The sequence below is a fragment of the Arthrobacter rhombi genome (genome assembly GCF_039526245.1).
Classification (GTDB): Bacteria; Actinomycetota; Actinomycetes; order Actinomycetales; family Micrococcaceae; genus Arthrobacter_H; species Arthrobacter_H rhombi.
Genome location: NZ_BAAAIV010000025.1, coordinates 113,188 through 139,712 on the forward strand (window position 1 = coordinate 113,188; position 26,525 = coordinate 139,712).

Below are 26,525 nucleotides of genomic sequence, written 5' to 3' on the forward strand. Positions count from 1 at the left end.
CGTGCATGTCTCAGGAACGGCCAACTCGGGATGCCCCCTGGATGAAACGGCGGGGAATGCGCCGCAACGTGCGTCGGAGGGGCCGGTGTAGGGGCGCGGGCAGGTGCCGCTTCAGCCGCAGGGCGAATCCCCAGGCGCCGGACCGGGGCGGCAGGCCGCCGGGCAGGTCCAGCCGCGTCAGGCGGCGGCGCTTGAAATATTCCGCGTAGCGCAAGTAATCGGTGTCCAGGAAACGGCGGACCGTTTCCTCCTCCCCGGCCAGACGCAGTGGCTGCATGCAGTATCCGACGGCGGTGACCAGCTGGGTCAGGGCGCCGTCCCGTCCGGCGGGATCCTCCGCGGGAAGCGGGAGGCCACGCCGGAACAGGGAGTCGATCAGCGTGACCGGGATGCGGTTCGAGTTCTCGTAGGGGGCCAGCCGGTCCAGCATCATCTCGGTCCCGACCGCGGCGCAGTCGATGCCGAACAAGGCGCGGATGGACAGCAAGGCGGTGGAGAAGCAGCTGATGACGACGTCGGGGCGCACGATGGCCACGGCCACCTCTGCCAGCACGGGATCGCGCAGCTCGATGAACTCCATGCCGAGTTCGACGGCGTCGTGTTCCATCTGGCGACCGGAGGCCGGTCCCGCCGAGGGATGGGGTTTGAAGACGATCCGGGTGGCGCCACGACGATGTGCCTCGTGCACCATCTCGCGGTGCAGGACACTTTCCTCCTCGTCGTCCACGAGTCCCAGATGGGCCAGGTACTGGCCGAGGATCATGGCCGTCGAGGAGCCCCGCGCGCCGGCTGGGCCTGCGTCGGGAACGGAGGCGGAGAGCGGGTTCGAACGGGCGAGGGTGTCGATGACGTCGGCCAGCGGCTGGGTGGGGACCGGGACCAGCCGGGGCGCGAACTCGCGCAACAGCAGGGGCTCCAGTCCGGGAACCAGTTCGACGTACAGCAGCCCGTCCAGCCGTTGGCGCAGGGCCGGTGGCAGCAGGTTCCGGGTGGGTCCATAGGACATGAGCCCGTCGGAGTGGACCATGAAGGGTGCATCGTGGAAGATCCGCAGGATCGCCCGCGTGGGGTTGACCTGGACGGAGTCCACGAACAACTGCAGGGGCTCGTCGCCCAGGCCGAAGTAGCTGCGCAGCAGCCGTTCCCAGAGGTACAGCTCCTCCTCCCGGGGGTTGAACTGCGCCGGACGGCGGGGGAAGAGCAGCTCTCCGAGATCCGCGACGCGGTCGAACCTGCGGGCCAGGTCGGCAAATCCCGGGGCGTCCTGGAGACGGCCCGTCAGTTCGGGCTGCTGGGACCCGTCGATCAGCACCAGGACGCGTTCGCCGTCGGTGGCCGGAAGTGCGTCGGCGTCGACCATGGCGGCCAGCGAGGCGACCTGGAACAAGGTGGAAGCCGTGAGCAGCTGGATCATCGGGCTCCTTCCAGGACGGTGGTGGATCGGGTGGGGAGATGGTGTGGGGGCCGCAGGGGTAGCAGCACCCGCCGGCGCTTGGCGTCGAGTGCCGTGAAGGCGTCGGCCAGCATCGGCTCGGGCAGGGTTGCCATCGTATCGGTGATGACCTGCTCCAGTTCCGCCTTGACGTCCGGCGTCATCTGGTTGCTGCGGGAGAGATGGTGGCAGGAGACCGCCATGAACTGGCGGATCACCTTGGGCCAGAACCTTTCGGCCTCGGGATCGGCAGCAACCACCTCGAAGGAGAGGGCGAAGGCCCGGGCGAAGTCGAGTTGGCGCCGATCGTAGATCTGGGTCAGGGACGTCGCCACTCCCCGCCGGTACATGATGCCCAGCGAACTGAGCACCGCGTAGGAGCTGGCCTGCAGGTGCAGCTTCCAGATCCAGGGGCGGTCCTCGGCAGTGAACAGGCCGTCCGGGAAATGCAGCATCCCGGCGTCGGCCAGGCGGCGGTGGAAGACGCCGGCCCAGGCGAAGGGGTAGTCGATCATGGTGGTTTCCGTGTGCGGGAGGACCGACTGGCGCGGGTCGAGTGCCGTGTTGCGCCGGGCTTGCGGGGCCCGGTGGATCACCCTCCGGCCCTTGGTCACCCGGACGTGGTCGACGCGGACGAAGTCCACTTCGAGGCGGTTCAACTCGGCCAGGCAGTACGCCAGGTGTCCTGGCGCCAACCAGTCGTCCCCGTCCAGGAACGCGATGGCAGCTCCGGTGGCCTGGTCCAGCCCTTGGTTGCGGGCCGTCGCCAGGCCCCGCGCCTCGTCGTTGCGCAGCGTCTTCAGCCCGGGAAGCCGGTCGGCAAATGCCCTGACCAGCTCCCCGGTGCCGTCGCTCGATCCGTCGTCGACGAAGATCACCTCCAGTGCCCGCGGATCATCGAACTGGTTCAGGAGACTCGTCATCGTGTCGCGGATGAATGGAGCCTGGTCCTTCGCCGGAATGATGATGCTGAGCAAGGGGGTGTTCATGGGTGGTCCTTCGTGGCTAGGAGTCGATGCGGCGCAGGCGGGACAGCGGTGCCAGCTCGCCCGGGAAGACCTTCTTCACGCCGTCGCCCATGGCGTCCTGCAGGATGCGGATGTCACGGATGAGGGACTCGAAGCCCTTCGGCTCCAGCGAGGAGGCCTGGTCGGAGCCCCACATGGTGCGGTCCAGGGTGATGTGGCGCTCGACGGTGACGGCGCCCAGGGCGACGGCTGCCAGCGAGATCTGCAGGCCGCGCTCGTGGCCCGAGTAGCCGACCGGGACGCCGTAGCGTTCCTGCAGCGTCGGGATCATGCGCAGGTTGGCCTCTTCGGGGGGCAGCGGGTAGGTCGAGGTCGCGTGCATCAGGACCAGGTTGTCGGTGCCCAGGGTCTCGACTGCCGTGTCGATCTGCTCGATCGTGGACATGCCGGTGGAGAGGATGATCGGCTTGCCGGTTTCGCGCAGGGCGCGGAGCAGCTCGAGGTCCGTCACGGACGCGGAGGCCACCTTGTGGGTCGCGGCGCCCTGCTCCTCCATGAACTCGACCGAGGGCACGTCCCACGGCGAAGCGAAGGCTTCCAGGCCCTGGCTGCGGGCGTAGGAGATGATGTCGCGGTACTGCTCGGCGCCGAATTCGACCTTGTAGCGGTAGTCCAGGTAGGTCATCTCGCCCCAGGGGGTGGAGCGGATCTTGTCGCGCATGTCCTTCGGGGTGGAGATCTCCGGGGTGCGCTTCTGGAACTTCACGGCGTTGGCGCCGGCGGCAGCGGAGATGTCGATGAGCTGCTTGGCCACGTCGACGTCGCCGTTGTGGTTGATGCCGATCTCGCCGATGACGTAGACGGGCTGGCCGGTGCCGACCTGGGCGTCACCGATCTTCACGGGGGTTGCCTGCTTGATGGCTTCGGTGGTCATGAGGGGGTCCCTTTCGTTGGGGTTGGGTTCAGGGGGTAGTGGCCAGCAGCGGGGACGCCACCGGTCGATTCTGGGTTTCGAGGATGCGTTCGCAGACCTCGCGGACGGCGCCGTGGCCGCCGGGTTTGTGGAGGACGATGCGTGCCGCGGCCAGGGCCTCGGGACGCGCATCGGCCACGGCAATCGGCCATCCGACCGTGTCCATGGCCCCGACGTCGTTTACGTCGTTGCCGACGTAGGCGACGCGTGCCGGGTCCAGGCCCTGCTCGGTCATCCAGGCCGTGAGGCGGGCCGCCTTGTCCTGGACACCGTGGAGGACCTGGACGCCGAGCTTGGCGGCGCGGGCGGCGACCACGGTGTTGGTTTCGGTGGAGAGGATCAGCACCGGCACACCTGCCCGGCGCAACCGGGCCACACCCATGCCGTCGGAGCGGGAGACCGTGACGAATTCGCTGCCGTCCTGCGCCACCAGGGCCAGGTCGTTGGTGTGGACACCGTCGAAGTCGGTGACCAGGGCGTCGGCGTCGATGCCCAGCACCGGCAGGGTCTCCGGCCCTGCCTCGCGACGCAGCGCCTGGGCGGAGACGACGGCGAGGTCATCGAACGAATCGACCTCGGGGGCGTCCGCCGGCGGCACGATCTGGAACTTCAGGGTGCCGAAGAAGCGGTGGTCGGCGGTGCGGAAGCCCGCGGTGCGCATCGCGTAGAAGGCGCCCGTCTCGCGGTATTGCGGCTCGCGGTCCTGCCGGCGCGGACGGTAGGTGGCGCTGTGGCCGACGGCCTCCACCGTGCCTTCCGGTGCTGCCCACAGGAACGAATGGTCCTCGGTGACGCTGAAGCACACGTCCGCCTGCCCGTCCAGGACCGCGCGGATGGCGGCCTCCAGGTGGGCCGGGTTGATGAAGGGCGAGGTGCACTGCAGGAGCACGACGACGTCGGGCTGGGTCTCCAGGGTGCCCAGGACATGCTGCACCGCGGATTCGCTGGTGGCCGTATCGGAGGCCAGGGTGGCGGGGCGGTCGATGACGCGGGCGCCGTGGGCGTGGGCCTCGTTGCGGATCTGCGAGTGGTCGGTGCTCACGACCACGTCGGTGACCGAGGGGGCGGCCCAGGCGGCGTCGACACCGCGGGCCAGCAGCGAGCTGCCGCCGACCGGCCGCAGGTTCTTCAGGGGGATGCCCTTCGAACCACCGCGGGCGGGGATGACCACCAGCACGCGGGGACTCTGTGTCGTTTTCATTCATTTGACAGTAGGGAGCCGATGTAACCGGGGACCCACCTGCGGGTTAACGGCGGGTGATGCGTGCGGGACCATTCGGTGCCCGGGATGCTGCCCCGGGGCCGGATAGGCTGATTCCCATGAGCGAGAAGCCTCAGGACCCGCCCCGGCACCTCACCGGCAAGCACGCGCCCGCCGGCCCCCGGCGTGGCCCGCTGCGCATCACGGTGCCCAGCCGCAATGACCCGCTGCTCCGCCGTCTCACCGAGGTGATCGGCGGACCCCTGGGGCGATTCACCGCACCGGGCCGGGTGGACCCCGGATTCCTGACCGTCGAGCGGGTGCTGGTGGCCCTCACCCTCGTGGCCGCCATCGTGGCCGTGCTGGCGAAGAACATGTGCCGGACCCTCGGCTGGGGTGGCTCCAACGCCTACATCTGGGCCTGCTATTCGGATTGGTCGGCACTGTTCCACGCCCGCGGGTTCGACACGAATGCCTTCGCCCCCTTCGCCGACGGGGCCCAGTTCGAGTACCCCGTGCTCATGTCGGCGGTCGCCTCGTTCGCCGCGCTGCTGGTGGTTCCCGGGGACTACAACCGGACCCTGGCCTTCTTCGACGTGAACCTGCTGATGGTGGTCATCCTGTGGTTCATCATCGTCATCGCCACGGCACGCTCGGCCGGCCGGCGGCCCTGGGATGCTGCCCTGGTGGCGTTGGCTCCGGGGATCATCCTCGCCTCGACGATCAACTGGGACATGTGGGCGGTGATGTTCCTGGCGTTGGCCCTGTTGGCCTTCGCCCGCGACCGGCCCGTCCTGGCGGGGATCCTCATCGGGCTGGGCGCCTCGATGAAGGTCTATCCGATCCTGTTCCTGGGCGTGGTCCTCGTCCTGGCGCTGCGCACGGGGCGTTGGCGGCCGCTGCTGCACGTCGGCGCGGGTACCGCAGGGGCCTGGCTGGCGGTGAACCTGCCGTTCATGATCACGAACTACGCCTCGTGGAGCTACTTCCTGGAGTTCACCCGCGACCGGGGCGCCGGCCTGTCCTCCCTGTGGCACGCCTGGAACCTCGCGGCCGGCGTGCTGCCCGGAGCCCCCGAATTCACCCCGGACGTCATCAATGCCGCCGGGTTCTGGCTGTTCGCCGCCAGCTGCGCCGGGATCTGCGCGCTGGGACTGTTTGCCCCCCGGCGGCCCCGCGTCGCCTCGCTGCTGTTCCTGGTGGTGGCCGCCTTCGTGCTGTTCAACAAGGTCTATTCCCCGCAATTCGTCGTCTGGCTCGTCCCGTTGGCGGCCCTGGCCTGGCCGCGGTGGCGTGATTTCCTGGTCTGGCAGCTCGTGGAGGCCCTGCACTTCTGGGCCATCTGGATGTACCTGTATTCGGGAAGCACCGACGTCAAGGCGCAGAACACCTTCCCCGAGGCGTTCTACGTGCTGGCCGTCGTCGCGCACATGATCGCCACCGGCTACCTGATGTTCCGGGTGGCGCGCAGCGCCTGGGATCCGGACACCGACCCGGTCCGCCGCGTCGGGCAGGACGATCCGCAGGCTGGACCCTACGCCGGTACCGAGCGCGATCCGCTGCCACGGTTCAGCTGGATCGGCCGCCCGGTCGGCGGTGGCCACCGCGCCCTGGCGGGCCGGAAGGGCGATATCCACCGAACGGTTGAACCGCCCTCCACCGAGGCGACCTAGGCTGGGGCGCATGGAGGAAACGACGACGACGGCGGCCCCGGCTTCCGGGGAGCACGCCGGCACGAGCGCCGGTGATGTGGTGCTGCGCGTGCTGCGGGTGTCGTTGCACGTGGGGTTCGCGCTGCTGCTCGCCGTGGGCGTCGTGCGGGTGCTGGTCACCGACACGTCGGAGGCAGTACGCATCTGTTCGGTGGCCCTGGCCGGGGTGCTGGCCGCCGTCTACCTGCTGGGCACGCTCTGGGAGAACCGGCATGCCCGCGGACTGGCGCCGGATCCCAGCCGCTTCGCGCGCGCCTGGCTGCTCATCGTCGTCGTGCTCTGGTTGGCGTTGATGTGGCTGCATCCGGACTTCAGCTGGATCGCCTTCCCGCTGTTCTTCCTGCAATTGCACCTGTTGCGGACCCGGGTGGCGCTGGTCGCCATCATCGGGTCGACCCTGGTGGTGGTCGCCGCCCAGGGGTCCCACTCCGGGAGCGTGTCGGTCGCCGCAGTCCTCGGGCCGCTGTTCGGCGCTGCGTTCGCAGTGGTCATGGGGTTCGCCTACCGGGCCCTGTACAGCGAGGGCGTCAACCAACGCCGCGCCCTGGACGAACTGCGCCGCACCCGCGCCGCGCTGGCCGGGGAACAACATCGCGCCGGGGTGCTGGCCGAACGCGAACGGCTAGCCCGCGACATCCACGACACGCTCGCCCAGGGGTTCTCCAGCATCGTGCTGGTCTCCCGCTCGGCCCGCGCGGCACTCGACGCCGGCGACACGGACCTGGCCGCCCAACGCCTGGACACGGTGGCCGCCACCGCCTCGGAGAACCTGGGCGAGGCGCGCGACTTCGTCCGGGGGCTCTCCGCCGGAAACCTGGAAGCGGCGGCCGGCGCCCTGGCGGGCCGCTTCGCCCGGCTCTGCGCGGCGACCGAACGCACCGCGCGGGCTTCCGGGGCGGAGCTGGAATGCCGTTTCCGCGAGGACGGAGAACCACTGGCCGTGCCCACCGACGTCTCCGGGGCCCTGCTGCGCACCGCCCAGTCCTGCCTGGCCAACGTGCTGGCCCACGCCGGCGCCACCCGGGCGGTCCTCAGCCTGGGCTACCTGGCCGGGGAGGTCACCCTCGATGTGTACGACGACGGTGCCGGATTCGATCCCACGGCGCTGCCCACCGAGGCCAGGCCCGACGGGACGGGGTTCGGGCTGCTGGGCCTGCGGGCGCGGATCGGCGCCCTGGGTGGCAGCGTCGACGTCGAGTCGGCGCCCGGCGAGGGCACTGTCGTGGCCGTGCGGATCCCACTACCAACGGAGGATGGACATGGATGAGCTGAACCTGCTGCTGGTGGACGACCACCCGGTGGTCCGGGCGGGCCTGAAGGCGGTGCTGACCGAACAGGGAGGGCTGCATGTGGTCGCCGAGGCGGCCGACGGGGCGGCGGCGATCGCCCAGCTGCACCGCCTGCAGACGCTGGGCGAACGCGTCGACGTGGTGCTGATGGACCTGCAGATGGACGGGATGGACGGCGTCGAGGCCACCGGGCGGATCCGTGCCGCCGGCGGCCCGCCGGTGCTGATCCTCACCACCTATGACTCCGACACCGACATCCGGGCGGCCCTGGAGTCCGGCGCCGCGGGGTACCTGCTCAAGGACGCCCCGCTGGACCGGTTGACGGCCGCCGTCGGCGATGCCGCCCGGGGGCGCAGGGTCCTCTCCGATGAGGTGGCGGCGCGCATCGACCCCGCGGGACGCAACGCGGCCACCGAACTGAGCCCCCGCGAGCTCGAACTCGTGGGCCTGCTGGCCCGGGGGCTGGTCAACCGGGAGATTGCCCGCGAATTGTTCATCTCCGAATCGACGGTGAAGACCCACCTCATCCACATCTACGCCAAGCTCGGGGTCGACACCCGGACGGCGGCCATCGACCGCGCCCGCTCGCTGCGCCTCATCCGCTAGGTGAGCCGGCGTCGTCCTGAAGTCGTACGACGCCGGTGGTGAAGATCATCCGTTGGGGCGGCGACACGGGCAGTGGCGGTCCGTAGCGTGGAAGGCATGATCCAGGCAACCTCTCTCGCCAAGAACTACGGCTCCAAACGCGCGGTGGACGACGTGTCCTTCACCGTCCAACCCGGGAAGGTCACCGGGTTCCTGGGGCCGAACGGCGCCGGCAAATCCACCACCATGCGCATGATCATGGGGCTCGACCGCCCCAGCTCCGGCGAGGTGACGGTGAACGGCAAACGCTACGCCGAGCACCGCGCACCGATCCGTGAGGTCGGCGCCCTGCTGGAGGCCAAGGCCGTGCACAAGTCGCGCTCGGCCCGCAACCACCTCCGCGTGCTGGCCGCCACCCACGGCATCCCCAACAGCCGGGTCGACGAGGTCATCGAGACCACCGGCCTGGGGCCGGTGGCCCGCAAGAAGGTCGGCGGCTTCTCCCTCGGCATGGGCCAGCGCCTCGGCATCGCCGCGGCACTGCTGGGCGACCCGCACACGTTGATCCTCGACGAACCCGTCAACGGGCTGGACCCCGAGGGCGTGCTGTGGGTCCGCAACATGGCCAAGGGCCTCGCCGCCGAGGGGCGCACGGTCTTCCTCTCCTCGCACCTGATGAGCGAGATGTCGCAGACCGCCGACCACCTGATCGTCATCGGCCGCGGACGACTGCTGGCCGACGCCCCGATGGCCGACGTCCTCTCCGGTGCCGGTGCAGCCCGCACCCGCGTGCGCACCGATTCCCCGGAGGAACTGGTCAGGTCGCTGGCTGCACCGGAGGTCTCCATCACGACGACGGGGCCGGACACCCTGGAAATCCAGGGTGCCGCACCGCGGGACATCGCCCAGCGGGCCCTCGACGCCCGGGTCCTGGTCTTCGAGCTGACCCCGCTGCAGGCCTCCCTCGAGGACGTCTACATGGACATGACCCGCGACGAGGTCGAATACCACTCCGGTCCCGTGGCCGGCGCCGAAGCACCCCTTGAATCCGGAAGGCGGGCCAGCAAATGAGCACCGATATCCAGCAGGCAACCACGCCCCAACGTCCGCGCACCACCAGCGGCAAGGGGACGTCCTTCGGGCGGGCCCTGGGCGCCGAATACCGCAAGTTCTCCACGGTCCCCTCCTCGATCATCCTGGTGCTGACGACCCTGGTGGTCATGGTCGGCATCGGCGCGCTCGGCGCGTGGATCATCGGTTCGACCCAGGACATGATGGCCGACAACCCTGAAGCTGCAGCGGCGATGGGCGACCAATCGGAACTGGTCGACACGATCGCGCCCTCGGGCATCATGCTGGCCCAGCTCATCATCGGGGCCCTGGGCGTGCTGGTGATGAGCTCCGAATTCACCACGGGCATGGCCCGGGCGACGTTCGCCGCCATTCCGAAGCGGTTCCCCGTCGTGTTGGCCAAGGCGGCACTCGTCGCCCTCATGGCGATCGTGGTCACCGTGGTCTCGACCCTGATCTCCGCCGTCGTGATCATGCCGATCCTCTCCAGCTATTCGATGCACCAGGACTTCGGCTCCGAGACGTTCCAACGCAATCTGTGGTTCGGGGCAGCCTACGTGGCAGTCATCGCGCTGCTGGGGATGGCCCTGGGCGGACTGCTGCGCAACTCGGCCGGCGCCATCGTCACCCTGGTCGCGCTCATCTTCGTGCTGCCGACCGTGTTCCAGTTCCTGACGAACGACTTCTTCACCAACGTGAAGCGGTTCCTGCCGGACTCGGCGTACAACAACCTGATCAGCGCCACCGTGCCGGACGGCGGACTGGAGCACTGGCAGGCCGGGCTGACCCTGGGCCTGTGGGCGGTCATCCCGCTGCTGGCCACCCTGTTCGTGATCCAGCGTCGCGACGTCTAGACACGAACCCTGGCCCGCCGTCCACCCGGACGGCGGGCCCCTCCCAACCACCGCGGGTGGTGGCGGAACGAACGGCCGCCGCCACCCGCGGTTCGTGTCCCCGGGGTGCGCGGGGAACTGAAAGATAAGCTGGAACCATGAGCACAGATCCGCAGGGGGAGGGCCCGGAGACGCCGGCGCCGACCTTTGCCGAGCTCACCGAAAAGCGCAGGGGACCGGTCCGGCGCTTCATGCGTTCGCACCGCACCCTGGTGGATGTGCTGCTGGCCCTGGCCTACTTCCTCGCCTCGAGTCCTTCCGCGCTGGAATCGGCGACCAACGGGAGGGGCGCGCCGTGGGCCGGGGTCATCGTCATCTCGCTCCTGCTGACCCTGCGGCGCCGTTGGCCCATGGTGGTCCTGGGACTCGTCTTCCTCTGCGAGACCGGGATGCAGCTGTTCGACCCCTACTTCTCGGCCACCTCGCTCGCGGTCTGGCTGGTGTTGTATACGACCGCCACGTTATATGCCAGCAAGCGCATGTTCATGATGGCCGGTCTGATCAGCGCCATGCAGCTGCTGGTGCAGTTCGTCGTCGTGCTGCCGGCGGCCCGGGCCCCCGAAGCGGTGGGGCGCTACCTGCTCGCCGAGGTCCCGGAGGTGAACACCTTCATCTGGATGATGGCCTCGCTGACCGTGCTCTCGAATTTCGCCGTCGTCGGGATCGGAGCCGCCGTGCGCAACAACCGGCTCCACGACGCCGAGCTGGCCAACTGGGGTGGGCGGGTCCAACGCCTGGCCCAGGTGGCCGAACGCAACCGGATCGCCCGCGAGATGCACGACGTCGTCGCGCACTCGCTCTCGGTGATGATCGCCCTCTCCGACGGCGCCCAGGTCGCCATGCAACGTGACCCCGGCAAGGCGGCGGGCGTGCTCGGCGAACTCTCCTCGACCGGCCGCAGCGCCCTGGCCGACATGCGGCGGGTGATCGGGGTGCTGCGCGATGGCAGCGACGCGCCCCTGGCGCCCCAGCCCGCATCCTCCTCGCTGGCCGAGTTGCTCGAGGGCTTCCGGGTCGCCGGGTTGCCGCTGCAGGTCACCCACACCGGACCGTCACTGCCCGGGGATGCCGCCTTCCAGCTCACGGTCTACCGGATCGTGCAGGAATCGTTGACCAACGTGCTGCGCTATGGGAGGGCAGTGACCCGGGTCGAGGTCGGGATCTCCCGCGACGAGGACACCGTGAGGATCAAGATCACCGACAACGGCCAGCTCACCGGGGCCACGCGCGACGCGATCGGCAGCGGGCAGGGCATCCGGGGCATGGGCGAACGTGCCGCCATCTACGGGGGGTCGGTGTACGCCGGCCCCGGCCCGCGCGGCGGATGGGTCGTCCATGCGATCCTCGCCGTGCCGGAACAGGCAGCAAAAAACCAGCTACCCCAGGGGGAAACCACAGCATGAACGACCCAGCACCGGCACCGGAGCACGAACACCAACCCGGGGACCCCATCACCATCCTGCTCGTCGACGACCAGCCGCTGCTGCGCATGGGGTTCCGGCTCATCCTCGAGGGCGAGGACGACCTGACCATCGTCGGGGAGGCCTCCGACGGGGAAGAGGGAGTGGCCCTGGCCATCGAATCCACCCCCGACGTCGTGCTCATGGATGTGCGCATGCCCAAGATGGATGGCATCGAGGCCACGCGTCGCATCGCCGAGGCGGTGCCGTGCGCGAAGATCATCATCCTGACCACGTTCGACCTGGACGAATACGCGTTCGCCGGCCTGCAGGCCGGTGCCTCCGCCTTCCTGCTCAAGGACGTTGCGCCCGCGGAACTGGTCAACGCCGTCCGGCTCGTCGCCAGCGGCGACGCGGTCGTGGCCCCACGGATCACCGCCCGCCTGCTCGAAACCTACGTCCGTCGACCCGGCGCGACGTCAGGCGCGGCCGGATCCGGCCCGGGCGGGGCACCCGCCCCGGCACCGGCGTCGTCCCCGGTGACCACCGAACGGGACCCCCTCCTGCAGGATCTGACCCCCCGGGAACTGGAGGTCCTCGGGGCGATGTCCGAGGGTCTCTCCAACGCCGAGATCGCCCACCGGTTCTTCCTCTCCGAGGCCACGGTCAAGACCCACGTACGCCGGATCCTGACCAAATTGCACCTGCGCGACCGCGTGCAGGCCGTGGTCTACGCCTATGAGACCGGCCTGGTGGTGCCCAGCCAGGGGCTGGACTACTAGGGGCATCATGAACATCGAATTCCTGCGCAATCCCTGGTTCCTGCTGGCCGTGGTGCTCATCGCCTCCGGTGCGTTCCTGGCGGTGGTGCTGCACCAGACACTGGCCGGTCCGGTCCTGATGGGGCTGGGTGTGGTGGCCGTCGCATTTGCCGTTTACCGCCACGGCGGGTGGAATGGCAGAAGCCGCGGCTGATCCGCGGACCCTGGACGCACACACGAGGATGGGCATGAGCACGCCGACAGCACGCGAATTCACCAACGACCTGGGCAGCTTCGTGGCGGCATCGCCCTCCAGCTTCCACGCAGCCGCAGAGGTCGCCCGCCGGCTGGATGCCGCGGGATTCACCGCCCAAGCGGAGGCCGACGCATGGGATGCCACGCCGGGCGGGCACTACATCGTGCGTGACGGCGCGGTGATCGCCTGGCATGTCCCGGCCGGCACGACGGCGACCACCGGTTTCCACATCCTCGGTTCACACACCGATTCGCCCGGCTTCAAGCTCAAGCCGAAACCGACCACCGGCCGCGAGGGTTGGCTGCAGGCCGGGGTGGAGGTCTACGGGGGGCCACTGCTGAACTCCTGGCTGGACCGCGAACTCATCCTCTCCGGCCGCCTGGTCACCGACGACGGCTCCGAACACCTGGCACGCACCGGGCCCCTGCTGCGCATCCCGCAGCTGGCCATCCACCTGGACCGGGCGGTCAACGACGGACTGACCCTGGACAAGCAGCAGCACCTGCACCCGGTCTGGGGTCTGGGCGACCCCTCCGAGGCGGACCTGCTCGCCCTCCTCGCCGAGGACGCCGGCATCGACCCGGAGCGGATCACCGGGTACGACATCGTCACCACCATCGCCCAGGAGCCGGAGGTCTTCGGCGCCCACGGGGAATTCCTCGCCTCCGCCCGCCTGGACAACCTCTCCTCGGTCCACGCGTCGCTGGCGGCGCTCATCGCCCACGCCCAACGCGACTCCCAGGGCGGGACCAGGAACGACGACGGGGCACGCCATATCGCGGTCATGGCCGCCTTCGACCACGAAGAGGTCGGGTCCGCGTCCCGCTCCGGAGCCTGCGGGCCGTTCCTGCAGGACGTGCTCGAACGCATCGTGGACGCCGCCGGCGGTGGCGTCCAGGAGCGGGCCCGCGCCTTTGCGGCATCGGTTTGCGTCTCGGCAGACGCCGGCCATGCGGTGCACCCGAACTACCCCGAACGCCACGACCCCGCCAACCGCCCCGTCCTCGGCGGCGGCCCGCTGCTGAAGATCAACGCCAACCAGCGCTACACCACCGACGCCGTCGGTGCCGGGCTCTGGGCACGGCTGTGTGTCGCGGCGGACGTCCCCTACCAGGAGTTCGTCTCCAACAACGTCATGCCCTGCGGCTCCACCATCGGGCCCCTGACGGCGACGCGCCTGGGGATCCGCACCGTGGACGTGGGGATCGCCCTGCTCTCGATGCATTCCGCCCGGGAGATGTGTGCCGTGGAGGACCCGCTGCGCCTGGCCCGGGTTGCCGAGGCCTTCTTCGCCGTCTGAGGTCCGGCCGCCGCGCCCGCGGCGGCCTGCACAGGGGATGGCCGCGTGACATCCACCCGCCCGTAACCGTCGATTCACCTGGACGTGGTGTGCTCTCGGGCATGAGTTCGCAGCAGGTCACACCCCGTAAGTTCCTCCCCGAAGTCCAGGCCCTGCGCGCCCTGGCCGTCCTGGTCGTCGTCGCGTACCACCTGGAACCACGGGTGCTCCCCGGCGGCTTCGTGGGGGTCGACGTGTTCTTCGTGATCTCGGGTTTCCTGATCACCGGCCACCTGGTGCGCGAAGCCCGACGGGAAGGACGCATCAGCCTGCCCGGATTCTGGGCCGGACGGGTGCGGCGCATCCTGCCGGCAGCACTGGTGGCCATCGCCGCCGTCGTCGTCGCCACGTTGGCCTTCGCCCCGGTCACGCAGTGGGGGACCATCGGCCAACAGGCGCTGGCCTCGGTGTTCTCGGTGCAGAACTGGGTGTTGGCGGCCGACTCGGTGGACTACCTCGCGGCGGAAAATCCGCCCACCGCGCTGCAGCACTTCTGGTCCCTGGGCGTCGAGGAACAGTTCTACCTGCTGTGGCCGCTGCTGGTGGTCGCGGCACTGCTGCTGGGCCGTGGCGCGATCCGCGGGGGCCGCAGGTTGTCGGGCACCCGGAACCTGCGCCCTACCCTGTTGACGTTCTTCGGGGTCGTCACCGGCGCCTCCCTGGCCTACAGCATCTGGTTGACCGCCGCCGGGGACCCCGCAGCGTACTTCGTGACCCCCACCCGCATGTGGGAGCTGGGAATCGGCGGGCTGCTGGCCGTCGTCATGGCCGGGCGGGCGGACGGTGCGCCCCAACGGGTGCCCCGCGCCCTCGCCTCGCCCGGGATGCGCTCGCTGCTGGTCCTGGCCGGGTTGGCGGCCATCGGCTACGCCGTGATCAGGTACGACGGCGGGACCCCCTTCCCGGGCTACTCCGCAGCACTTCCTGTCCTGGGCACCGCCGCTGTCATCCTGGCCGGGCGGACGTCCGGCCCGCTGAGCATGAACTGGCTCAGCGACCACCCCGCGATCCAGTGGGTGGGCAACGCCTCCTATTCGCTGTATTTGTGGCACTGGCCGATCCTCACGTTCTTCATCCTGATCGGAGACAAGGAGCCCCGCCCGCTGGAAAGCCTCGGGCTGCTGGGGCTCAGCCTGGTCGCGGCCTGGCTGAGCTACCGGTTCATCGAAACCCCGGCCAGGACGTGGCGGCCGTTGGCGACCAGCAATGTCCGCGCACTGGCAGTCGGTGCGGCCGCCGTCGTGTTGGCGGCGGTCCTCGCCCTGGTTCCCACCGTGGGCCAGCAGCAGGTGGTCGCGGCGGAGAACGGACAGATCCAACAACTCAAGAACTCTCCTCCCGAGGGTTTCGGTGCGGCTTCCATTGCCACCGGGGCGGCGTTTGCGACGACGAACCACCAGATCGTTCCCACACCCTCCTCGGCCCACACGGATTACGCCGATCTGGGCAGCTGCGTGTCCAGTGGGGCCTCACACCTGTCCCACACCTGTGAATTCGGCGCGACGAAACAAGATGCGAAATTCACCATCGCCCTGGTCGGGGACTCGCATGCGACCCAGTGGTGGCAGGCACTGGAGCCGATGGCCAAGAAGCACAACTGGAGGATCGTCACCCACCTGAAGAACTCCTGCCCCTTCACCGGGGCGGTCCGCACGGCCCAGAAGAAGGGCTTCATCGATTGCGTTGACGCGAACAAGGACCGGCTCGACGACCTGGTCACCAGCAAGGACATCGACGCGGTGTTCATCGCCGCGTGGACCGGCGCCCCCTTCAAGGGCGGATCCGAAGCGGCGACCCAAGGGGCCGTGGACTATTGGAGCAAGGTGCAGGACTCGGGCAAGCAGGTCGTCCTGGTCCGGGATTCACCGAACCCGAGCCAGGATCCGCTGGCGCGCGACTGCGTGGCCAAACACGCAGATGAGCTACGCCAGTGCGGCAAGGACAGGGAAGAAGCGCTGTCCAACGACGACTGGATCGCCGCAGCCCAGGCCAAGGATCCGCGCTTGGACCTCCTGGACTTCACCGACCAGTTCTGCACGAAGAAGCTCTGCCCCGCAGTGGTGGGCAACGTCCTGGTCTACCGCGACCAGAACCACATCTCGGACACCTACATGGCCACCATCGCCCCCACCTTCGAGGAACGGATGTCCCGGGCGCTGCGCGGGAACGGCCTGGCCGAACAGGCGGGACTGGACCACTAACCGGCCTGACACCGGGGAGCCAGTCCACAGCTGCCCGCTGCCCCTCCTCTGGCTGCACGTTGCCGGTTAGGGTTGGTGAACTGGCATCGGGTAGGATGGCTCAGGCTGTTTGTGTCGTTTCTGATCCCTGAAGCGACCGCAGCCAACGCACAGACCCTCCTGTTACGGAAAGACCGTGACCGTTTAGCCCAAAGGAGGTGGGTTCACATGCGTGCATACGAACTGATGGTACTGATCGACCCCGAGGTCGACGAACGTACCGTGGAACCGACTCTCGGCAAGTTCCTTGATGTCGTCCGCAACGACGGTGGCACCGTCGACAACGTTGATATCTGGGGCCGCCGCCGGTTGGCCTACGAAATCAAGAAGAAGGCAGAAGCCATCTACGCGGTGGTTACCTTCACCGCTACCCCGGCCACTTCCGCGGAACTTGACCGCCAGCTGTCGCTCAATGAGACGATCCTGCGCACCAAGATCACCCGTCCGGAAGACCAGAAGGTCGCAGCAGAGTAGTCTGCCGCGATCATTCGTAGAAACCGACTCTAGGAGGCACCATGGCAGGCGAAACCGTCATCACGGTCATCGGAAATCTCACCGCTGATCCGGAACTGCGTTTCACCCCGTCGGGCTCGGCGGTGGCGAACTTCACCATCGCCTCGACCCCTCGGACCTTCGACCGCCAGACCAACGAGTGGAAGGACGGCGAAACGCTGTTCCTCCGTGCGTCGGTGTGGCGTGAGGCTGCCGAGAATGTCGCCGAAACGCTGACCAAGGGCATGCGAGTCATCGCCCAGGGTCGGCTGAAGTCGCGTTCCTTCGAAACCAAGGAAGGCGAGAAGCGCACCGTCATGGAGCTGGAGGCCGACGAAATCGGTCCCTCGCTGCGTTACGCCTCCGCCAAGGTCACCCGCACCCAACGCAACAACTCGGGTGGCGGTGGATTCGGCGGCGGCAATGCCGGAGGCAACTTCGGCGGCGGCGGCGGCAACCAGGGTGGCAACGGTGGATTCGGCGGAGGCAACTCCGGCGGAAACAGCGGCGGCTCCTGGAATGCTCCGGCCGAGGACCCCTGGTCCTCTTCCTCCTCCTCCAATAGCGGGGGATGGGGCAACTCCGGCGGCTCCGACGAACCGCCTTTCTAAAGCACCACCACTTATTCACCATCCCGCAGAAGAATTCTGCGGGCTCCACTAGATAAAGGAGCTCCACGATGGCTAAGGCTGAACTCCGTAAGCCCAAACCAAAGTCCAACCCCTTGAAGGCCGCTGACATCACCGTCATCGACTACAAGGACGTCGCATTGCTGCGCAAGTTCATCTCCGACCGCGGAAAGATCCGTGCCCGTCGCGTGACAGGCGTCTCCGTCCAGGAGCAGCGCAAGATCGCCCAGGCCATCAAGAACGCGCGCGAAGTTGCCCTGCTGCCTTACTCCGGCGCTGGCCGCGGCTAAGGAAGGGATAATCACATGGCAAAGCTCATTCTGACCCACGAAGTTACCGGTCTCGGCACCGCCGGCGAAGTAGTCGAGGTGAAGGACGGTTACGCACGTAACTACCTTCTGCCCCGCGGCTTCGCGCTGACCTGGACCAAGGGTGGCGAAAAGCAGGTCGAGTCCATCAAGGCCGCCCGCACCGCCCGCGCCGTCGCATCCCACGAGGATGCCCAGGCACTGGCCACCAAGCTGGGTTCCCAGCCGGTCAAGATCACCGTCAAGGCGGGCCAGGGCGGACGCCTGTTCGGCACCGTCAAGACCGTTGACATCGCCAACGCAGTCGAGGCCGCAGGCCTTGGCTCGATCGACAAGCGCACGGTGGAAATCCCCGAGCACATCAAGTCGACGGGCAACTACCAGGCGACTGTCCGTCTGCACGAGGACGTCTCCGCGACCATCGACCTGCAGGTCGTTGCCGCGAAGAAGTAGCCACCACGTGTCACCGGTGGCCGCCTAGAGGGCTCGAACCGGAGATCGTGCACCGAGGGACCCCGCGCTGAAAAGCGCGGGGTCCCTCGGTGCGTTAACACGGGAACCGGGGCGGCATGTGCGGACAGGATCGACGACACCTTGCGAAATGTTTCGTCGACCTTTGACGGGCGTGGACCCGCGCGCATAGCGTAGTTAGTGAATCAAGAGCGTCAACATATAAGCCCTGGCTCGTTGGCCGGCAACCCTCTCACGGTAGTGGGGTGCTCCAGGTGATGATTCGGCCGTCTGGGTCCCCGGGCGGCAAGTACCGCACATCCAACGGGGCTCCGGCCCGGGTGATGTGCCCTACGCCGGAGGTAGCACAGATGACACTGTCCACCGATCTTCAGCCCGACGCCCTACGCCAGGCCTTTGCCCAGCACCCCTCGGGTATTGCGGCGCTTTGCGCCATCATCGACGGCGAGCCCCAGGGCATCGTCGCCTCATCGTTCACCGTGGGGGTCTCCATGGACCCGCCGCTGGTGATGTTCGCGGTGCAGAACACCTCGCGCACGTGGCCCCTCGTCCGGGCGGCGGGCCGGATCGGCGTCTCGGTGCTGGGCGAGGCCCACGACGGGGTCTGCCGACAGATTGCCTCGAAGACCGGGGACCGGTTCGCCGGACTGCGCCTCGATTCAACAGACGACGGTGCGCTGTTCCTCCACGAAGCTGCCCTGTGGCTCGATTGCAGCGTCGAACAGGAGATCCCCGCCGGAGACCACCAGGTGGTTCTGTTGCGCGTCCATGGGCACGCCACCCACGACGGAGTGCACGCGCCGTTGGTCTTCCACGGATCGGCCTTCCGTACCTTGAAGGCCGAAGCCTTCGCCTAAAGAGTCCCGGAGCTACTTGCCCCGCAGTGAGTCCACGTACTGCTTGGCTTCGACCAGTCCGATTCCGGTGTCCTGCCTGACCTTTTTGATGGCTGCGATGGGGTTGCCACTGCGCACCAACTGCAGGACCCGTTCATAATCCGGGTTCCCCGGGGCAGCGGTGGCGCCTGCCGGCTCAGGATGCCCGACGCCCGTGCTCTGCCCGGTCCGACCCGGGGAGGTGCTTGCGGCCTTGGCGGCACGCGCGGTGGTCGCGGCCCTGATCTTCTCTGCCTTCTGTGTATCCAGCTGCTGTTGGCGGGCAGCGGTGGCGTTCAGGCGGGCGATATAGCGGTCCGCTTCATTGACCTGACCGCCCGGACGTGTCGTGAAGACCCAGGAGAGAGCGCCAAACACCGCGAGGACCGCGACCACTGTGATGACGAGGACGAGTAGTGTCCCACCGTTGACGTCCAACATGTCCACTCCTGGGGTACTTGCCACCGCGGCACGGTGGACTGGTCTCCATCATGCCACCGCTGGGGCCGGGGTGCGGGTTCAGGGTTGGTGGAGCTCGGTGGTCGCATGGTGGTAACCCGATGCCATGAGCTGGCGGAGCACGTCCGCGTCGACGTCGGCGAGCCGCGTGACGTACAGGCATGAGGCGCCCACCCGGTGGTTGCCGAGCCGGGGCAGCAGATCTACGGCCTCGGGGCCGGCGGTCAGCCCGTAGAGGGAGATCGCTGCCTTGCGGGGGGAAAAGCCGATGGCTGCTGCGTCGCCTTCGCGTCCGGTCGGGTAGCGGTAGTGGTAGCTCCCAAAACCGACAATGCTCGGCCCCCACATCACCGGGGGTTCGCCGCTGGCCTCCTGCATCATCTCCAGGACCCGCAGCCCATCGGTGCGCCGTATGGTGTGCCCGATGGCACCGATGAATTCGAGTGGATCCAGGTCCGTTGGCCGGGTCTTCGCCTCTGACATGGCGACAGTATCGCAGCACCATGAAACGGCTGCAATGCGGGGACACTCCCTGCCGTGGACCCCGGAAGTCAAGTCACCCACAGGGAGCGGCGTGTCTGTGGATAAGAAGCCGCAGCTTGTGGATAACGATGCCCTACACGCTTGTCGGCTGCTTGGCAACCTCAAAGCAGGGCCTGAATGTTGGGTGCAGAAGTTTTTTCACCAGTTTCTATCGACAACCATAATGCCTAGTCAGACTGCGATTGACCAAGATTTTTGAAAGTAATCCACAGGTTCATCCCCAGTCTGTGCACACAACACGCCGCGTCGCCCACAGGTTCTCCACATGCCCTGTGGATAACTCTCTTTGGTTCTGTGGGTATTGGGCATAAGGTGACAGGGTCCCCGGCTCCATCCGGGCCGATCACCCAGTGGGCGCCCGCCCCTCACCGCCCCGTCCGTGAGCCGTTTCCACTGCGATACTGGAGGGACGTCGCGATGCACGCAGCACAGGCATCGCGCTGAGAGGGAAGGAACCACACGTGACGCTCACGCACACCGATTCAGGGTCATCGAATTCATCGGACATGGCCAGGACGCCGCCCCAGGACCTGGTCGCGGAACAGAGTGTGCTCGGCGGCATGATGCTCTCGAAAGACGCCATCGCGGACTGTGTCGAGGTCCTTCGGGGCGTCGACTTCTACCGCCCGGCCCACGAGGCGATCTTCGAGGCGATCATCGACCTCTATGGCCGGGGGGAGCCAGCCGATGCCGTGACGGTCTCGGACCTGCTCACCAAGCGCACCGAGATCTCCCGCGTTGGCGGGCCGGCCTACCTGCACACCCTCATCCAGTCCGTGCCGACGGCCGCCAATGCCGGTTTCTACGCGGAAATCGTCCGCGAGCGTGCGGTCTTGCGCCGACTGGTCGAGGCCGGCACGAAGATCGTCCAGATGGGTTACAGCCAGGACGGCGAAGTGGATGCCATCGTCAACGACGCGCAGGCCCAGATCTATGCGGTGGCCGAACGCCGCACCGCTGAGGACTATGTCCCCCTGCGGGACATCATCGAGGGCACCGTCGATGAGATCGAGTCGGCGGGACAACGTGGCGAGGGAATGATCGGCGTCCCCACCGGTCTCTACGAACTGGACGAACTCACCCAGGGCCTGCACGGCGGACAGATGATCGTCGTCGCGGCCCGACCTGCAGTTGGCAAGTCGGTTTTCGCCTTGGATATCGCCCGGTCCGCCTCGATCAAGAACAACATGACCACCGTGGTCTTCTCCTTGGAAATGGGCCGCAACGAAATCGCCATGCGCCTGCTTTCCGCTGAGGCGAGCATCGGCCTGCAGGACCTGCGCAAGGGCTCCATCAAGGACGAACAGTGGGGCAAGATCGCCACCACCATGGGCCGACTCAATGAGGCGCCGTTGTTCATTGACGACTCGCCCAACATGTCACTGATGGAGATCAGGGCGAAGTGCCGGAGGCTGAAGCAGCGCCATGACCTCAAGCTGGTCGTGCTGGACTATCTGCAGCTGATGAGCTCGGGCAAGCGGGTGGAGTCACGACAGCAAGAGGTTTCCGAGTTCTCACGTGCCCTGAAGCTGCTGGCCAAGGAACTCGATGTCCCCGTGGTCGCGCTGTCGCAGCTCAACCGTGGTTCCGAGCAACGCACCGACAAGAAGCCCATGGTGTCGGACCTGCGTGAATCCGGCTCCATCGAGCAGGACGCCGACCTGGTCATCCTGCTCCACCGCGAGGACATCTACGACAAGGAATCCGCGCGAGCCGGTGAGGCCGACATCATCGTGGCCAAGAACCGTAATGGTCCCACCAAGACGATCGTCGTGGCGTTCCAAGGCCACTACCAGCGGTTCAACAACATGGCCACCGAGGGCGCCGGAGGATTCTGACCCGCAGGCGGGAACTACCCGCCGGCCGCACCGGGCGGCCCGGGAGCGACGGGGCTCGTCCCGCCCAGCGGTGACGTACTCAGCCGCGAGGGCGCATGCGCGCATTCGGCAGTGACGGTGCTGGCAGTGCCTCCTGCTGGTCCGGGGGAAACGGGCCGAAGTGGGGTCGGTGCCCGGGTGCAACCGCTGCAGCTGCGGTGCCCGGATCGCCCAGGGCCTGGCCGGGATCGACCGGAGCGCCGATCTCCTCCTGCCAGGCCCGCCGGTATTCGACGATCTCCTCGTGCGAGCGTCCGACGAAGTTCCACCACATGACAATCTGCTCACCCATCGGGGGCCCGCCGATGAGCAACAGGCGTGCACCGCCGTCGTGTGCTGCGAGGGTCAACGGGCGATCCGCGGGTGGGAGGTAGGCCAGGTGCCCGGCCGGAATCTCCTGGCCATTGAGGAGCAGCGTGCCGGTGTCGAGTAGGACGCCGTGCTCGAAGCCGCCGTCGGGATCAAGGGTGAGCGAGGCGCCCTCGTCCATCAGGATCTCCGCGCCGAGCAGCTGGGTATGGGTGGCCACAGGTGAGGTGCTGCCCAGCAGTGAACCGAGGAAGACACGGGCCGTCCACCCGGTGCCGGACACGGGCTCGGGGCGGTAGTGCTCGAAGCCGGGGGAGGATCCGCGGGTGGCGTCGGGCAGCGCGATCCACAACTGGGCGCCGTGCAGGATGGTGGTTTCCGGGGTGGAGTACTCGGAGTGGCTGATGCCGCTGCCGGCGGTCATGAGGTTCAGCTCCCCGGGCCGGACCACGGCCTGTGCCCCGGTGGAGTCGCGGTGCTCGATCGCGCCGGTGAACAACCAGCTGACGGTCTGCAGACCGGTGTGCGGGTGGCGGGGAACGTTCATGCCGGCCTGGCCGGTGATGTCCTGCGGGCCATAGTGGTCCAGGAAACACCACGTCCCGATGAGGCTGCGGCGGCGCTGGGGCAGGGTGCGGCGCACATTCATCGCCCGGGGCCCGCCCAAGGGCACGTCCCTCGGGACCAGGAGTTCCAGCGGCTCGGGGGTTCCCGTGGTCTCGGGATCCGTGGTGCAGACGACTTCTTCCGGCCGGGCCTCGAGGTTGCTCATGGGCTCAGCCTAGGCCGCGGCCGTCTGCTCGTCACCCTGGGTGCGGCGCATCCACCGGAAGGCGGCGAGCAGCATGAGGACCACCGTGATGGCCCAGGCCGGCGTGGCCACCCAGACGACCACGCGCCCGATGTCCTCGATGACCGGCAGTCCCTGCACGCTGCCGAACGCCATGGAGGAGGTGGCGAGCATGCCCAGCGGGAAGACGATGGACCACAGGGCCGTTTCGTAGCGGAAATGGTGGTGGTGGACGCCATGGCGCCAGATGCCGAAAATGACCAGGAGCGGGATCCACCACAAACCGACCGACCAGAGGATGAAGCCCGCCCCGGTGAGGAAGGCCCGCAGGGCGGCGACTGCCGGGAACGCATCCGGAAGTTCCAGCAGGCTGCTGCACGCCAGCACGGAGATCGCCGTGGCACCCATGAAGATCCAGTAGGTGGGGCTCAGGTCCTCGGGGCGGTTGGCCCGGGTGATCAACCGCAACGTGACCAGCGTCCCGACCAGCAGGTACAGCACCACTCCGATGCTCCACAAGGCCGCGGCCACCGCGGCGTAGGCGGCGCTGTGGTGCACCGCTGCAGCGGAGGCCGCGGCAGCCGACATGGATTGGGTCGCCACGACCCACAGGAACCAGCTGCCGTTGGCATCGGCAAGGACGGGGCGCTCGTGCGGTCGCAGCAGCAGGATGCAGGGGATGAGGTACGTCAGCACCAGCCAGGCGATCCCGGCAACGACGGCGAGCACGAGTCCGGCCGTCGGACGCCCGGTCATGTCGAAGTGCAGGCCCACGACGTTCAGACCGGCAACGAAGCTGAAGAACCCGAAGGTCGCTGCCGGCGAGAAGGCATCGGCAGCAAACCGGCCCGGGGAGGTGATCGCGCGCCAGGCGGTCGCCACCAGGAGGATGGCCAGTGCCGACAGGGCCACCCAGAAGAGGACTTCCGCGGGGAACGGCCGACCGGAAGCCAGCAGCGCGGCCGAAACGATTCCCGTGGCCATCACGAAGGCAAAGCACGACGGCGGCAACCCGGCCACCGCGTCGCGGATCCTCCCGACACCGTCACTGGGGGCCACGACGGGGGTGTGGTGCCGATGCGGCGGTGTGGTGGCGGCGGGCATGTGGCTGTTTCCTTCAGGATGCTGGTGGGTATCCCAGCTTATCGCCGGTCGCCCGGCTCAGCCTCCGGCCACGGACTGGATGACCATGACGCGTGCACCGTCGGGCACCACGGTGTCCAGACCTGCCAGGGCGCGGATGTTCTCGCCGTCGAGGAAGACGTTGACGTACCGGCGCACCGCACCGGTTTCGTCACGGATGCGCCTGCCAAAACGTGGGTGGCCCGCACCGGCCACATCCAGGAAGGCCGCCATGGACGAGCCGGTCGGGTAGTCGATGACGGCGCTGCGGCGGTCTCCCCAGACGGGGGAGAGGGTCCCCGGGATCTCGAGGACAGCTGTGGCCATGGCACTCACTCCACGGACGCTGCACGGACACTGAGGATGTCGGGCAGGCGGTCGGCGACCTGCAGGAACGATTCCCCTTCGTCGTTGCTGGCATAGACCTCGCCGCCGCGGGTGCCGAAGTACAACCCGGCGGTGCCGTCAGGTGCCGGGAGGTCGATATCCGCGGCATCACGCAAAACGACATTGAACTCGTTTTCGGGTAGGCCGGTATGCTGCTCGGTCCAGGTCGATCCCGCGTCGGTGGTCCGGTAGAGGCTGAGTCGACCATCGGGTGGGATGCGCTGGTAGTCGGCCCGCAGGGGAAGCGTCCACGCCGTGTCCGCGACGCGCGGGTGCGCAAGGAAGGTGAACCCGAAGTCCGCGGGAAGCCCCGTGCCGATGTCGACCCAGCGGTCCCCTCCGTCGTCGCTGCGGTAGACGCCCCCATGGTTCTGGGCGTACAACCGTTCGGGGTTTGCCGCATCGGCGGTGATGCGGTGGACGCATTGCCCGAACTCGGGCTCCTCGCCTGGCAGGAAACCGGCGGAGATGCCACGGTTCTTGGCCTCCCACGTCGTTCCGCCATCGCGTGTGCGGTACACCCCTCCGGTGCTCATGGCGATGTGTACCGTCTGGTCATCGACGGGGTTCGGGACAATGGTGTGTGCCGCAGCGCCGCCGAAGCCTTCGCCCCACTCGGGGCGGTGCGGGTGCTCCCACAGGCCGCGGTTCAGTTCGAAGTTCTCTCCGCCATCGGTCGACTTCCAGACGGATATGGGTTCACAGCCGGCCCAGATGACGCCGGGACGATCAGCAGTGTCCGGGCGCAGGTGCCACACGCGTGCCAGCGCGACCCCGGTGTCCTCAGGAAAGGTGATGGCCCCGTGTTCCGGTTCCGACCAGGTGGCGCCGAGGTCGTCGGAATGGACGACAGTTGGGCCCCAATGCCAATCGTTGACGCCAGCGAGGATCCGCGGGGTTGGCCCACGGGTATCGATGGCAACCGAGGGCACTTCGAGATTCAGGAAGTGGGGCTCGCTCAGGGTATAGCTGCGACGGTCGTGGCTCGTGGCGAGCCACAGGCCCTTCTTTGTGCCTATGGCGATGACAGTGGTCATGGGACACAGTGCAACACCCCGTCGCGGGGTGGGCAAGAGTTGTGGCGGAATTGCCGGTGAGGCCCGCGCCGGGGATCCCGGCAGCTCAATACAGAGGGGGACTCCGCTCAGGCTACGTGCGGCGGTGGGAGGCGAGGAGCCGGGACCAGAAGCCACCGGTTCGGGAATCTCCGCGCGGGGGCAGCGCGAAGTCGGGGTCTGCACCGCCGACCGCGTAGAACGGCACGGAGGGGTCGTGGGCCGGATTGTTCGCGGTGGGCCCGTTGCCGGCGCCTGGACGGGGTGCCTTGTCGAGAGTCGTCATGGTGCACATCCTGTCTAGTTATCTCGTATAACGAGAAAACATTATTGAATTATGGAATTCAGTGTGACTCGCGACATGGCGATGCACAAGACCCTGGGCCCCGAATTCCCGAAGCCGGCGAATCCCCGCCCGCCTCTTGACAGGTCTGGTGTGAGGTGGCTTACAGTGTGGGCGGAACAAGAATTCCACGATACAGAAGCATCGAATCAAGTTGGCGGGTCCCGTCGATGGTCAAGGGTGTCAGGCACTGCGGAAGCGCAGCAGCGTGAAGGAGTTGACCCCGATGGACTTGATGGACTTCAACCAGGCGACCGCTCAGCGGGCCTCGGAGGCCATCCGCCCCTGCGTGGACATCGACCGGTGGGTCGACATCGTGGTCGATTCCCGCCCTTATGAAACGGTCGAGGAGCTGCTGGCTACCGCGCATCGTGCCGCGGCACCCTTTGAGGGCCATGAGATCGATGCCGCGCTGTCCCACCACCCCCGCATCGGCGAAAAGGCGGCCGGCCACACCGCCGAGGCCGGCCTGAGCCGCGGCGAGCAAGCGGGGCTCACCGTCGACGCCGGCATTACCGCACGCCTCGCTGCGGCCAACGCCGCGTATGAGAACCGCTTCAACCGCGTCTTCCTCATCCGTGCCGCGGGCAGGAGCTCCGCCGAGATCCTCGCCGAGATCGACAGGCGGATGGAAAACACCCCGGAGCGCGAAGCGCAGGAGGTTGCCACCCAGCTGCGCGAAATTGCCCTGTTGCGCCTGCGGGGCCTGCTCTCGCCCACCTGATCGGCATCGCCGTCGTACCTT

Annotated in this window: 28 protein-coding genes and 1 riboswitch; of the genes, 17 read left to right on the forward strand and 11 right to left on the reverse strand. The window is 67.8% G+C overall.

Annotated elements, in window-relative coordinates; genetic code table 11:
- Positions 1-10 precede the first annotated feature (10 nt).
- From ABD088_RS16235 to ABD088_RS16250, 4 genes are read right to left on the reverse strand one after another with little or no spacing between them, the layout of a single operon-like run.
- Complete coding sequence (locus ABD088_RS16235) at positions 11-1,414, reverse strand: polysialyltransferase family glycosyltransferase (RefSeq protein WP_343903006.1); 1,404 nt, start codon at positions 1,412-1,414, stop codon at positions 11-13.
- Positions 1,411-2,421: a glycosyltransferase family 2 protein gene (locus ABD088_RS16240; protein ID WP_343903007.1), complete on the reverse strand. Its 1,011-nt coding sequence runs from the start codon at positions 2,419-2,421 to the stop codon at positions 1,411-1,413. Before ABD088_RS16240 ends, ABD088_RS16235 begins: the two co-directional genes overlap by 4 nt.
- Before the next feature lie 16 nt (positions 2,422-2,437).
- A complete protein-coding gene (locus tag ABD088_RS16245) occupies positions 2,438-3,334 on the reverse strand; it encodes an N-acetylneuraminate synthase family protein (protein ID WP_343903008.1) in 897 nt (298 codons plus the stop codon).
- A 28-nt stretch (positions 3,335-3,362) separates the two neighbouring features.
- Positions 3,363-4,574 carry a cytidylyltransferase domain-containing protein gene (locus tag ABD088_RS16250; RefSeq protein WP_343903009.1) on the reverse strand — a complete coding sequence of 404 codons (1,212 nt, stop codon included), beginning with the start codon at positions 4,572-4,574 and terminating at the stop codon, positions 3,363-3,365.
- Positions 4,575-4,693: 119 nt separating this feature from the next.
- Between ABD088_RS16250 and ABD088_RS16255 the strand changes: the two genes are divergently transcribed.
- The 15 genes from ABD088_RS16255 (at position 4,694) to ABD088_RS16325 (ending at position 18,877) form a co-directional block, all read left to right on the forward strand.
- Positions 4,694-6,247, forward strand: coding sequence for a glycosyltransferase family 87 protein (locus tag ABD088_RS16255; RefSeq protein WP_343903010.1), 1,554 nt, complete (start codon positions 4,694-4,696; stop codon positions 6,245-6,247).
- A 10-nt stretch (positions 6,248-6,257) separates the two neighbouring features.
- On the forward strand, positions 6,258-7,553 hold the full coding sequence (locus ABD088_RS16260; protein WP_343903011.1) for a sensor histidine kinase: 1,296 nt from the start codon (positions 6,258-6,260) through the stop codon (positions 7,551-7,553).
- Positions 7,546-8,181 (forward strand): response regulator, encoded by a 636-nt coding sequence (locus ABD088_RS16265; protein ID WP_343903012.1) that lies wholly within the window; start codon positions 7,546-7,548, stop codon positions 8,179-8,181. Before ABD088_RS16260 ends, ABD088_RS16265 begins: the two co-directional genes overlap by 8 nt.
- A 96-nt stretch (positions 8,182-8,277) precedes the next feature.
- Entirely contained in the window at positions 8,278-9,231 is a 954-nt protein-coding gene (locus ABD088_RS16270; protein ID WP_343903013.1) for an ABC transporter ATP-binding protein, read from the forward strand.
- Positions 9,228-10,085, forward strand: coding sequence for an ABC-2 transporter permease (locus tag ABD088_RS16275; protein WP_343903014.1), 858 nt, complete (start codon positions 9,228-9,230; stop codon positions 10,083-10,085). Before ABD088_RS16270 ends, ABD088_RS16275 begins: the two co-directional genes overlap by 4 nt.
- 137 nt (positions 10,086-10,222) lie before the next feature.
- Complete coding sequence (locus ABD088_RS16280; protein ID WP_343903015.1) at positions 10,223-11,527, forward strand: sensor histidine kinase; 1,305 nt, start codon at positions 10,223-10,225, stop codon at positions 11,525-11,527.
- A complete protein-coding gene (locus ABD088_RS16285) occupies positions 11,524-12,306 on the forward strand; it encodes a response regulator (RefSeq protein WP_343903016.1) in 783 nt (260 codons plus the stop codon). Before ABD088_RS16280 ends, ABD088_RS16285 begins: the two co-directional genes overlap by 4 nt.
- Before the next feature lie 7 nt (positions 12,307-12,313).
- A complete protein-coding gene (locus ABD088_RS16290) occupies positions 12,314-12,499 on the forward strand; it encodes a hypothetical protein (RefSeq protein ID WP_343903017.1) in 186 nt (61 codons plus the stop codon).
- Between the two features lie 34 nt (positions 12,500-12,533).
- Entirely contained in the window at positions 12,534-13,841 is a 1,308-nt protein-coding gene (locus ABD088_RS16295; RefSeq protein WP_343903018.1) for a M18 family aminopeptidase, read from the forward strand.
- Positions 13,842-13,942: 101 nt separating this feature from the next.
- A complete protein-coding gene (locus tag ABD088_RS16300; protein ID WP_343903019.1) occupies positions 13,943-16,081 on the forward strand; it encodes an acyltransferase family protein in 2,139 nt (712 codons plus the stop codon).
- Positions 16,082-16,288: 207 nt separating this feature from the next.
- On the forward strand, positions 16,289-16,594 hold the full coding sequence (rpsF, locus tag ABD088_RS16305; protein ID WP_343903020.1) for a 30S ribosomal protein S6: 306 nt from the start codon (positions 16,289-16,291) through the stop codon (positions 16,592-16,594).
- A 41-nt stretch (positions 16,595-16,635) separates the two neighbouring features.
- Positions 16,636-17,223 (forward strand): single-stranded DNA-binding protein, encoded by a 588-nt coding sequence (locus ABD088_RS16310; protein ID WP_343903021.1) that lies wholly within the window; start codon positions 16,636-16,638, stop codon positions 17,221-17,223.
- Positions 17,224-17,291: 68 nt separating this feature from the next.
- On the forward strand, positions 17,292-17,531 hold the full coding sequence (gene rpsR, locus ABD088_RS16315; protein ID WP_007269381.1) for a 30S ribosomal protein S18: 240 nt from the start codon (positions 17,292-17,294) through the stop codon (positions 17,529-17,531).
- 15 nt (positions 17,532-17,546) lie between these two features.
- Complete coding sequence (rplI, locus tag ABD088_RS16320) at positions 17,547-18,002, forward strand: 50S ribosomal protein L9 (protein WP_343903022.1); 456 nt, start codon at positions 17,547-17,549, stop codon at positions 18,000-18,002.
- Between the two features lie 201 nt (positions 18,003-18,203).
- Positions 18,204-18,318: riboswitch (SAM riboswitch) on the forward strand.
- A 52-nt stretch (positions 18,319-18,370) separates the two neighbouring features.
- Positions 18,371-18,877: a flavin reductase family protein gene (locus ABD088_RS16325; protein WP_343903024.1), complete on the forward strand. Its 507-nt coding sequence runs from the start codon at positions 18,371-18,373 to the stop codon at positions 18,875-18,877.
- A gap of 12 nt (positions 18,878-18,889) precedes the next feature.
- Here ABD088_RS16325 and ABD088_RS16330 read toward each other — a convergent pair whose 3' ends face one another.
- Positions 18,890-19,336 carry a hypothetical protein gene (locus ABD088_RS16330; RefSeq protein ID WP_343903025.1) on the reverse strand — a complete coding sequence of 149 codons (447 nt, stop codon included), beginning with the start codon at positions 19,334-19,336 and terminating at the stop codon, positions 18,890-18,892.
- A gap of 78 nt (positions 19,337-19,414) precedes the next feature.
- Positions 19,415-19,837, reverse strand: coding sequence for a DUF1801 domain-containing protein (locus ABD088_RS16335; protein WP_343903026.1), 423 nt, complete (start codon positions 19,835-19,837; stop codon positions 19,415-19,417).
- Positions 19,838-20,358: 521 nt separating this feature from the next.
- Between ABD088_RS16335 and dnaB the strand changes: the two genes are divergently transcribed.
- On the forward strand, positions 20,359-21,735 hold the full coding sequence (dnaB, locus tag ABD088_RS16340; RefSeq protein WP_343903027.1) for a replicative DNA helicase: 1,377 nt from the start codon (positions 20,359-20,361) through the stop codon (positions 21,733-21,735).
- A gap of 79 nt (positions 21,736-21,814) precedes the next feature.
- Here the strand turns inward: dnaB and ABD088_RS16345 are convergent, their stop codons facing one another.
- From ABD088_RS16345 to ABD088_RS16365, 5 genes are all read right to left on the reverse strand, one after another.
- Positions 21,815-22,855 carry a pirin family protein gene (locus ABD088_RS16345; protein ID WP_343903028.1) on the reverse strand — a complete coding sequence of 347 codons (1,041 nt, stop codon included), beginning with the start codon at positions 22,853-22,855 and terminating at the stop codon, positions 21,815-21,817.
- A 9-nt stretch (positions 22,856-22,864) separates the two neighbouring features.
- Positions 22,865-23,977, reverse strand: coding sequence for a tellurite resistance/C4-dicarboxylate transporter family protein (locus ABD088_RS16350; RefSeq protein ID WP_343903029.1), 1,113 nt, complete (start codon positions 23,975-23,977; stop codon positions 22,865-22,867).
- Between the two features lie 57 nt (positions 23,978-24,034).
- Positions 24,035-24,322, reverse strand: coding sequence for a MoaD/ThiS family protein (locus ABD088_RS16355; protein WP_343903030.1), 288 nt, complete (start codon positions 24,320-24,322; stop codon positions 24,035-24,037).
- A gap of 5 nt (positions 24,323-24,327) precedes the next feature.
- The gene (locus ABD088_RS16360) at positions 24,328-25,419 is read right to left on the reverse strand and encodes a WD40/YVTN/BNR-like repeat-containing protein (protein WP_343903031.1); all 1,092 of its coding nucleotides are present in this window, start codon (positions 25,417-25,419) and stop codon (positions 24,328-24,330) included.
- A gap of 112 nt (positions 25,420-25,531) precedes the next feature.
- A complete protein-coding gene (locus ABD088_RS16365; RefSeq protein ID WP_343903032.1) occupies positions 25,532-25,723 on the reverse strand; it encodes a hypothetical protein in 192 nt (63 codons plus the stop codon).
- A 283-nt stretch (positions 25,724-26,006) separates the two neighbouring features.
- On the opposite strand from ABD088_RS16365, the gene uraD reads away from it, so the two are divergent.
- Positions 26,007-26,504 (forward strand): 2-oxo-4-hydroxy-4-carboxy-5-ureidoimidazoline decarboxylase, encoded by a 498-nt coding sequence (gene uraD, locus ABD088_RS16370; protein WP_343903033.1) that lies wholly within the window; start codon positions 26,007-26,009, stop codon positions 26,502-26,504.
- Positions 26,505-26,525: the final 21 nt, after the last annotated feature.

Bases quoted from the DNA above. Each gene is read 5' to 3' on its own strand.
- ABD088_RS16260 (WP_343903011.1), top strand. From the start codon at position 6,258: ATGGAGGAAACGACGACGACGGCGGCCCCGGCTTCCGGGGAGCACGCC.
- ABD088_RS16330 (WP_343903025.1), bottom strand. From the start codon at position 19,336: ATGTTGGACGTCAACGGTGGGACACTACTCGTCCTCGTCATCACAGTG.
- ABD088_RS16325 (WP_343903024.1), top strand. From the start codon at position 18,371: ATGACACTGTCCACCGATCTTCAGCCCGACGCCCTACGCCAGGCCTTT.
- ABD088_RS16280 (WP_343903015.1), top strand. From the start codon at position 10,223: ATGAGCACAGATCCGCAGGGGGAGGGCCCGGAGACGCCGGCGCCGACC.
- ABD088_RS16335 (WP_343903026.1), bottom strand. From the start codon at position 19,837: ATGTCAGAGGCGAAGACCCGGCCAACGGACCTGGATCCACTCGAATTC.
- ABD088_RS16345 (WP_343903028.1), bottom strand. From the start codon at position 22,855: ATGAGCAACCTCGAGGCCCGGCCGGAAGAAGTCGTCTGCACCACGGAT.
- ABD088_RS16265 (WP_343903012.1), top strand. From the start codon at position 7,546: ATGGATGAGCTGAACCTGCTGCTGGTGGACGACCACCCGGTGGTCCGG.
- ABD088_RS16255 (WP_343903010.1), top strand. From the start codon at position 4,694: ATGAGCGAGAAGCCTCAGGACCCGCCCCGGCACCTCACCGGCAAGCAC.
- rplI (WP_343903022.1), top strand. From the start codon at position 17,547: ATGGCAAAGCTCATTCTGACCCACGAAGTTACCGGTCTCGGCACCGCC.
- ABD088_RS16295 (WP_343903018.1), top strand. From the start codon at position 12,534: ATGAGCACGCCGACAGCACGCGAATTCACCAACGACCTGGGCAGCTTC.
- ABD088_RS16270 (WP_343903013.1), top strand. From the start codon at position 8,278: ATGATCCAGGCAACCTCTCTCGCCAAGAACTACGGCTCCAAACGCGCG.
- ABD088_RS16240 (WP_343903007.1), bottom strand. From the start codon at position 2,421: ATGAACACCCCCTTGCTCAGCATCATCATTCCGGCGAAGGACCAGGCT.
- ABD088_RS16250 (WP_343903009.1), bottom strand. From the start codon at position 4,574: ATGAAAACGACACAGAGTCCCCGCGTGCTGGTGGTCATCCCCGCCCGC.
- ABD088_RS16355 (WP_343903030.1), bottom strand. From the start codon at position 24,322: ATGGCCACAGCTGTCCTCGAGATCCCGGGGACCCTCTCCCCCGTCTGG.
- ABD088_RS16275 (WP_343903014.1), top strand. From the start codon at position 9,228: ATGAGCACCGATATCCAGCAGGCAACCACGCCCCAACGTCCGCGCACC.
- ABD088_RS16235 (WP_343903006.1), bottom strand. From the start codon at position 1,414: ATGATCCAGCTGCTCACGGCTTCCACCTTGTTCCAGGTCGCCTCGCTG.
- rpsR (WP_007269381.1), top strand. From the start codon at position 17,292: ATGGCTAAGGCTGAACTCCGTAAGCCCAAACCAAAGTCCAACCCCTTG.
- ABD088_RS16245 (WP_343903008.1), bottom strand. From the start codon at position 3,334: ATGACCACCGAAGCCATCAAGCAGGCAACCCCCGTGAAGATCGGTGAC.
- ABD088_RS16350 (WP_343903029.1), bottom strand. From the start codon at position 23,977: ATGCCCGCCGCCACCACACCGCCGCATCGGCACCACACCCCCGTCGTG.
- ABD088_RS16290 (WP_343903017.1), top strand. From the start codon at position 12,314: ATGAACATCGAATTCCTGCGCAATCCCTGGTTCCTGCTGGCCGTGGTG.
- ABD088_RS16365 (WP_343903032.1), bottom strand. From the start codon at position 25,723: ATGACGACTCTCGACAAGGCACCCCGTCCAGGCGCCGGCAACGGGCCC.
- ABD088_RS16310 (WP_343903021.1), top strand. From the start codon at position 16,636: ATGGCAGGCGAAACCGTCATCACGGTCATCGGAAATCTCACCGCTGAT.
- ABD088_RS16300 (WP_343903019.1), top strand. From the start codon at position 13,943: ATGAGTTCGCAGCAGGTCACACCCCGTAAGTTCCTCCCCGAAGTCCAG.
- rpsF (WP_343903020.1), top strand. From the start codon at position 16,289: ATGCGTGCATACGAACTGATGGTACTGATCGACCCCGAGGTCGACGAA.
- ABD088_RS16285 (WP_343903016.1), top strand. From the start codon at position 11,524: ATGAACGACCCAGCACCGGCACCGGAGCACGAACACCAACCCGGGGAC.
- ABD088_RS16360 (WP_343903031.1), bottom strand. From the start codon at position 25,419: ATGACCACTGTCATCGCCATAGGCACAAAGAAGGGCCTGTGGCTCGCC.
- uraD (WP_343903033.1), top strand. From the start codon at position 26,007: ATGGACTTGATGGACTTCAACCAGGCGACCGCTCAGCGGGCCTCGGAG.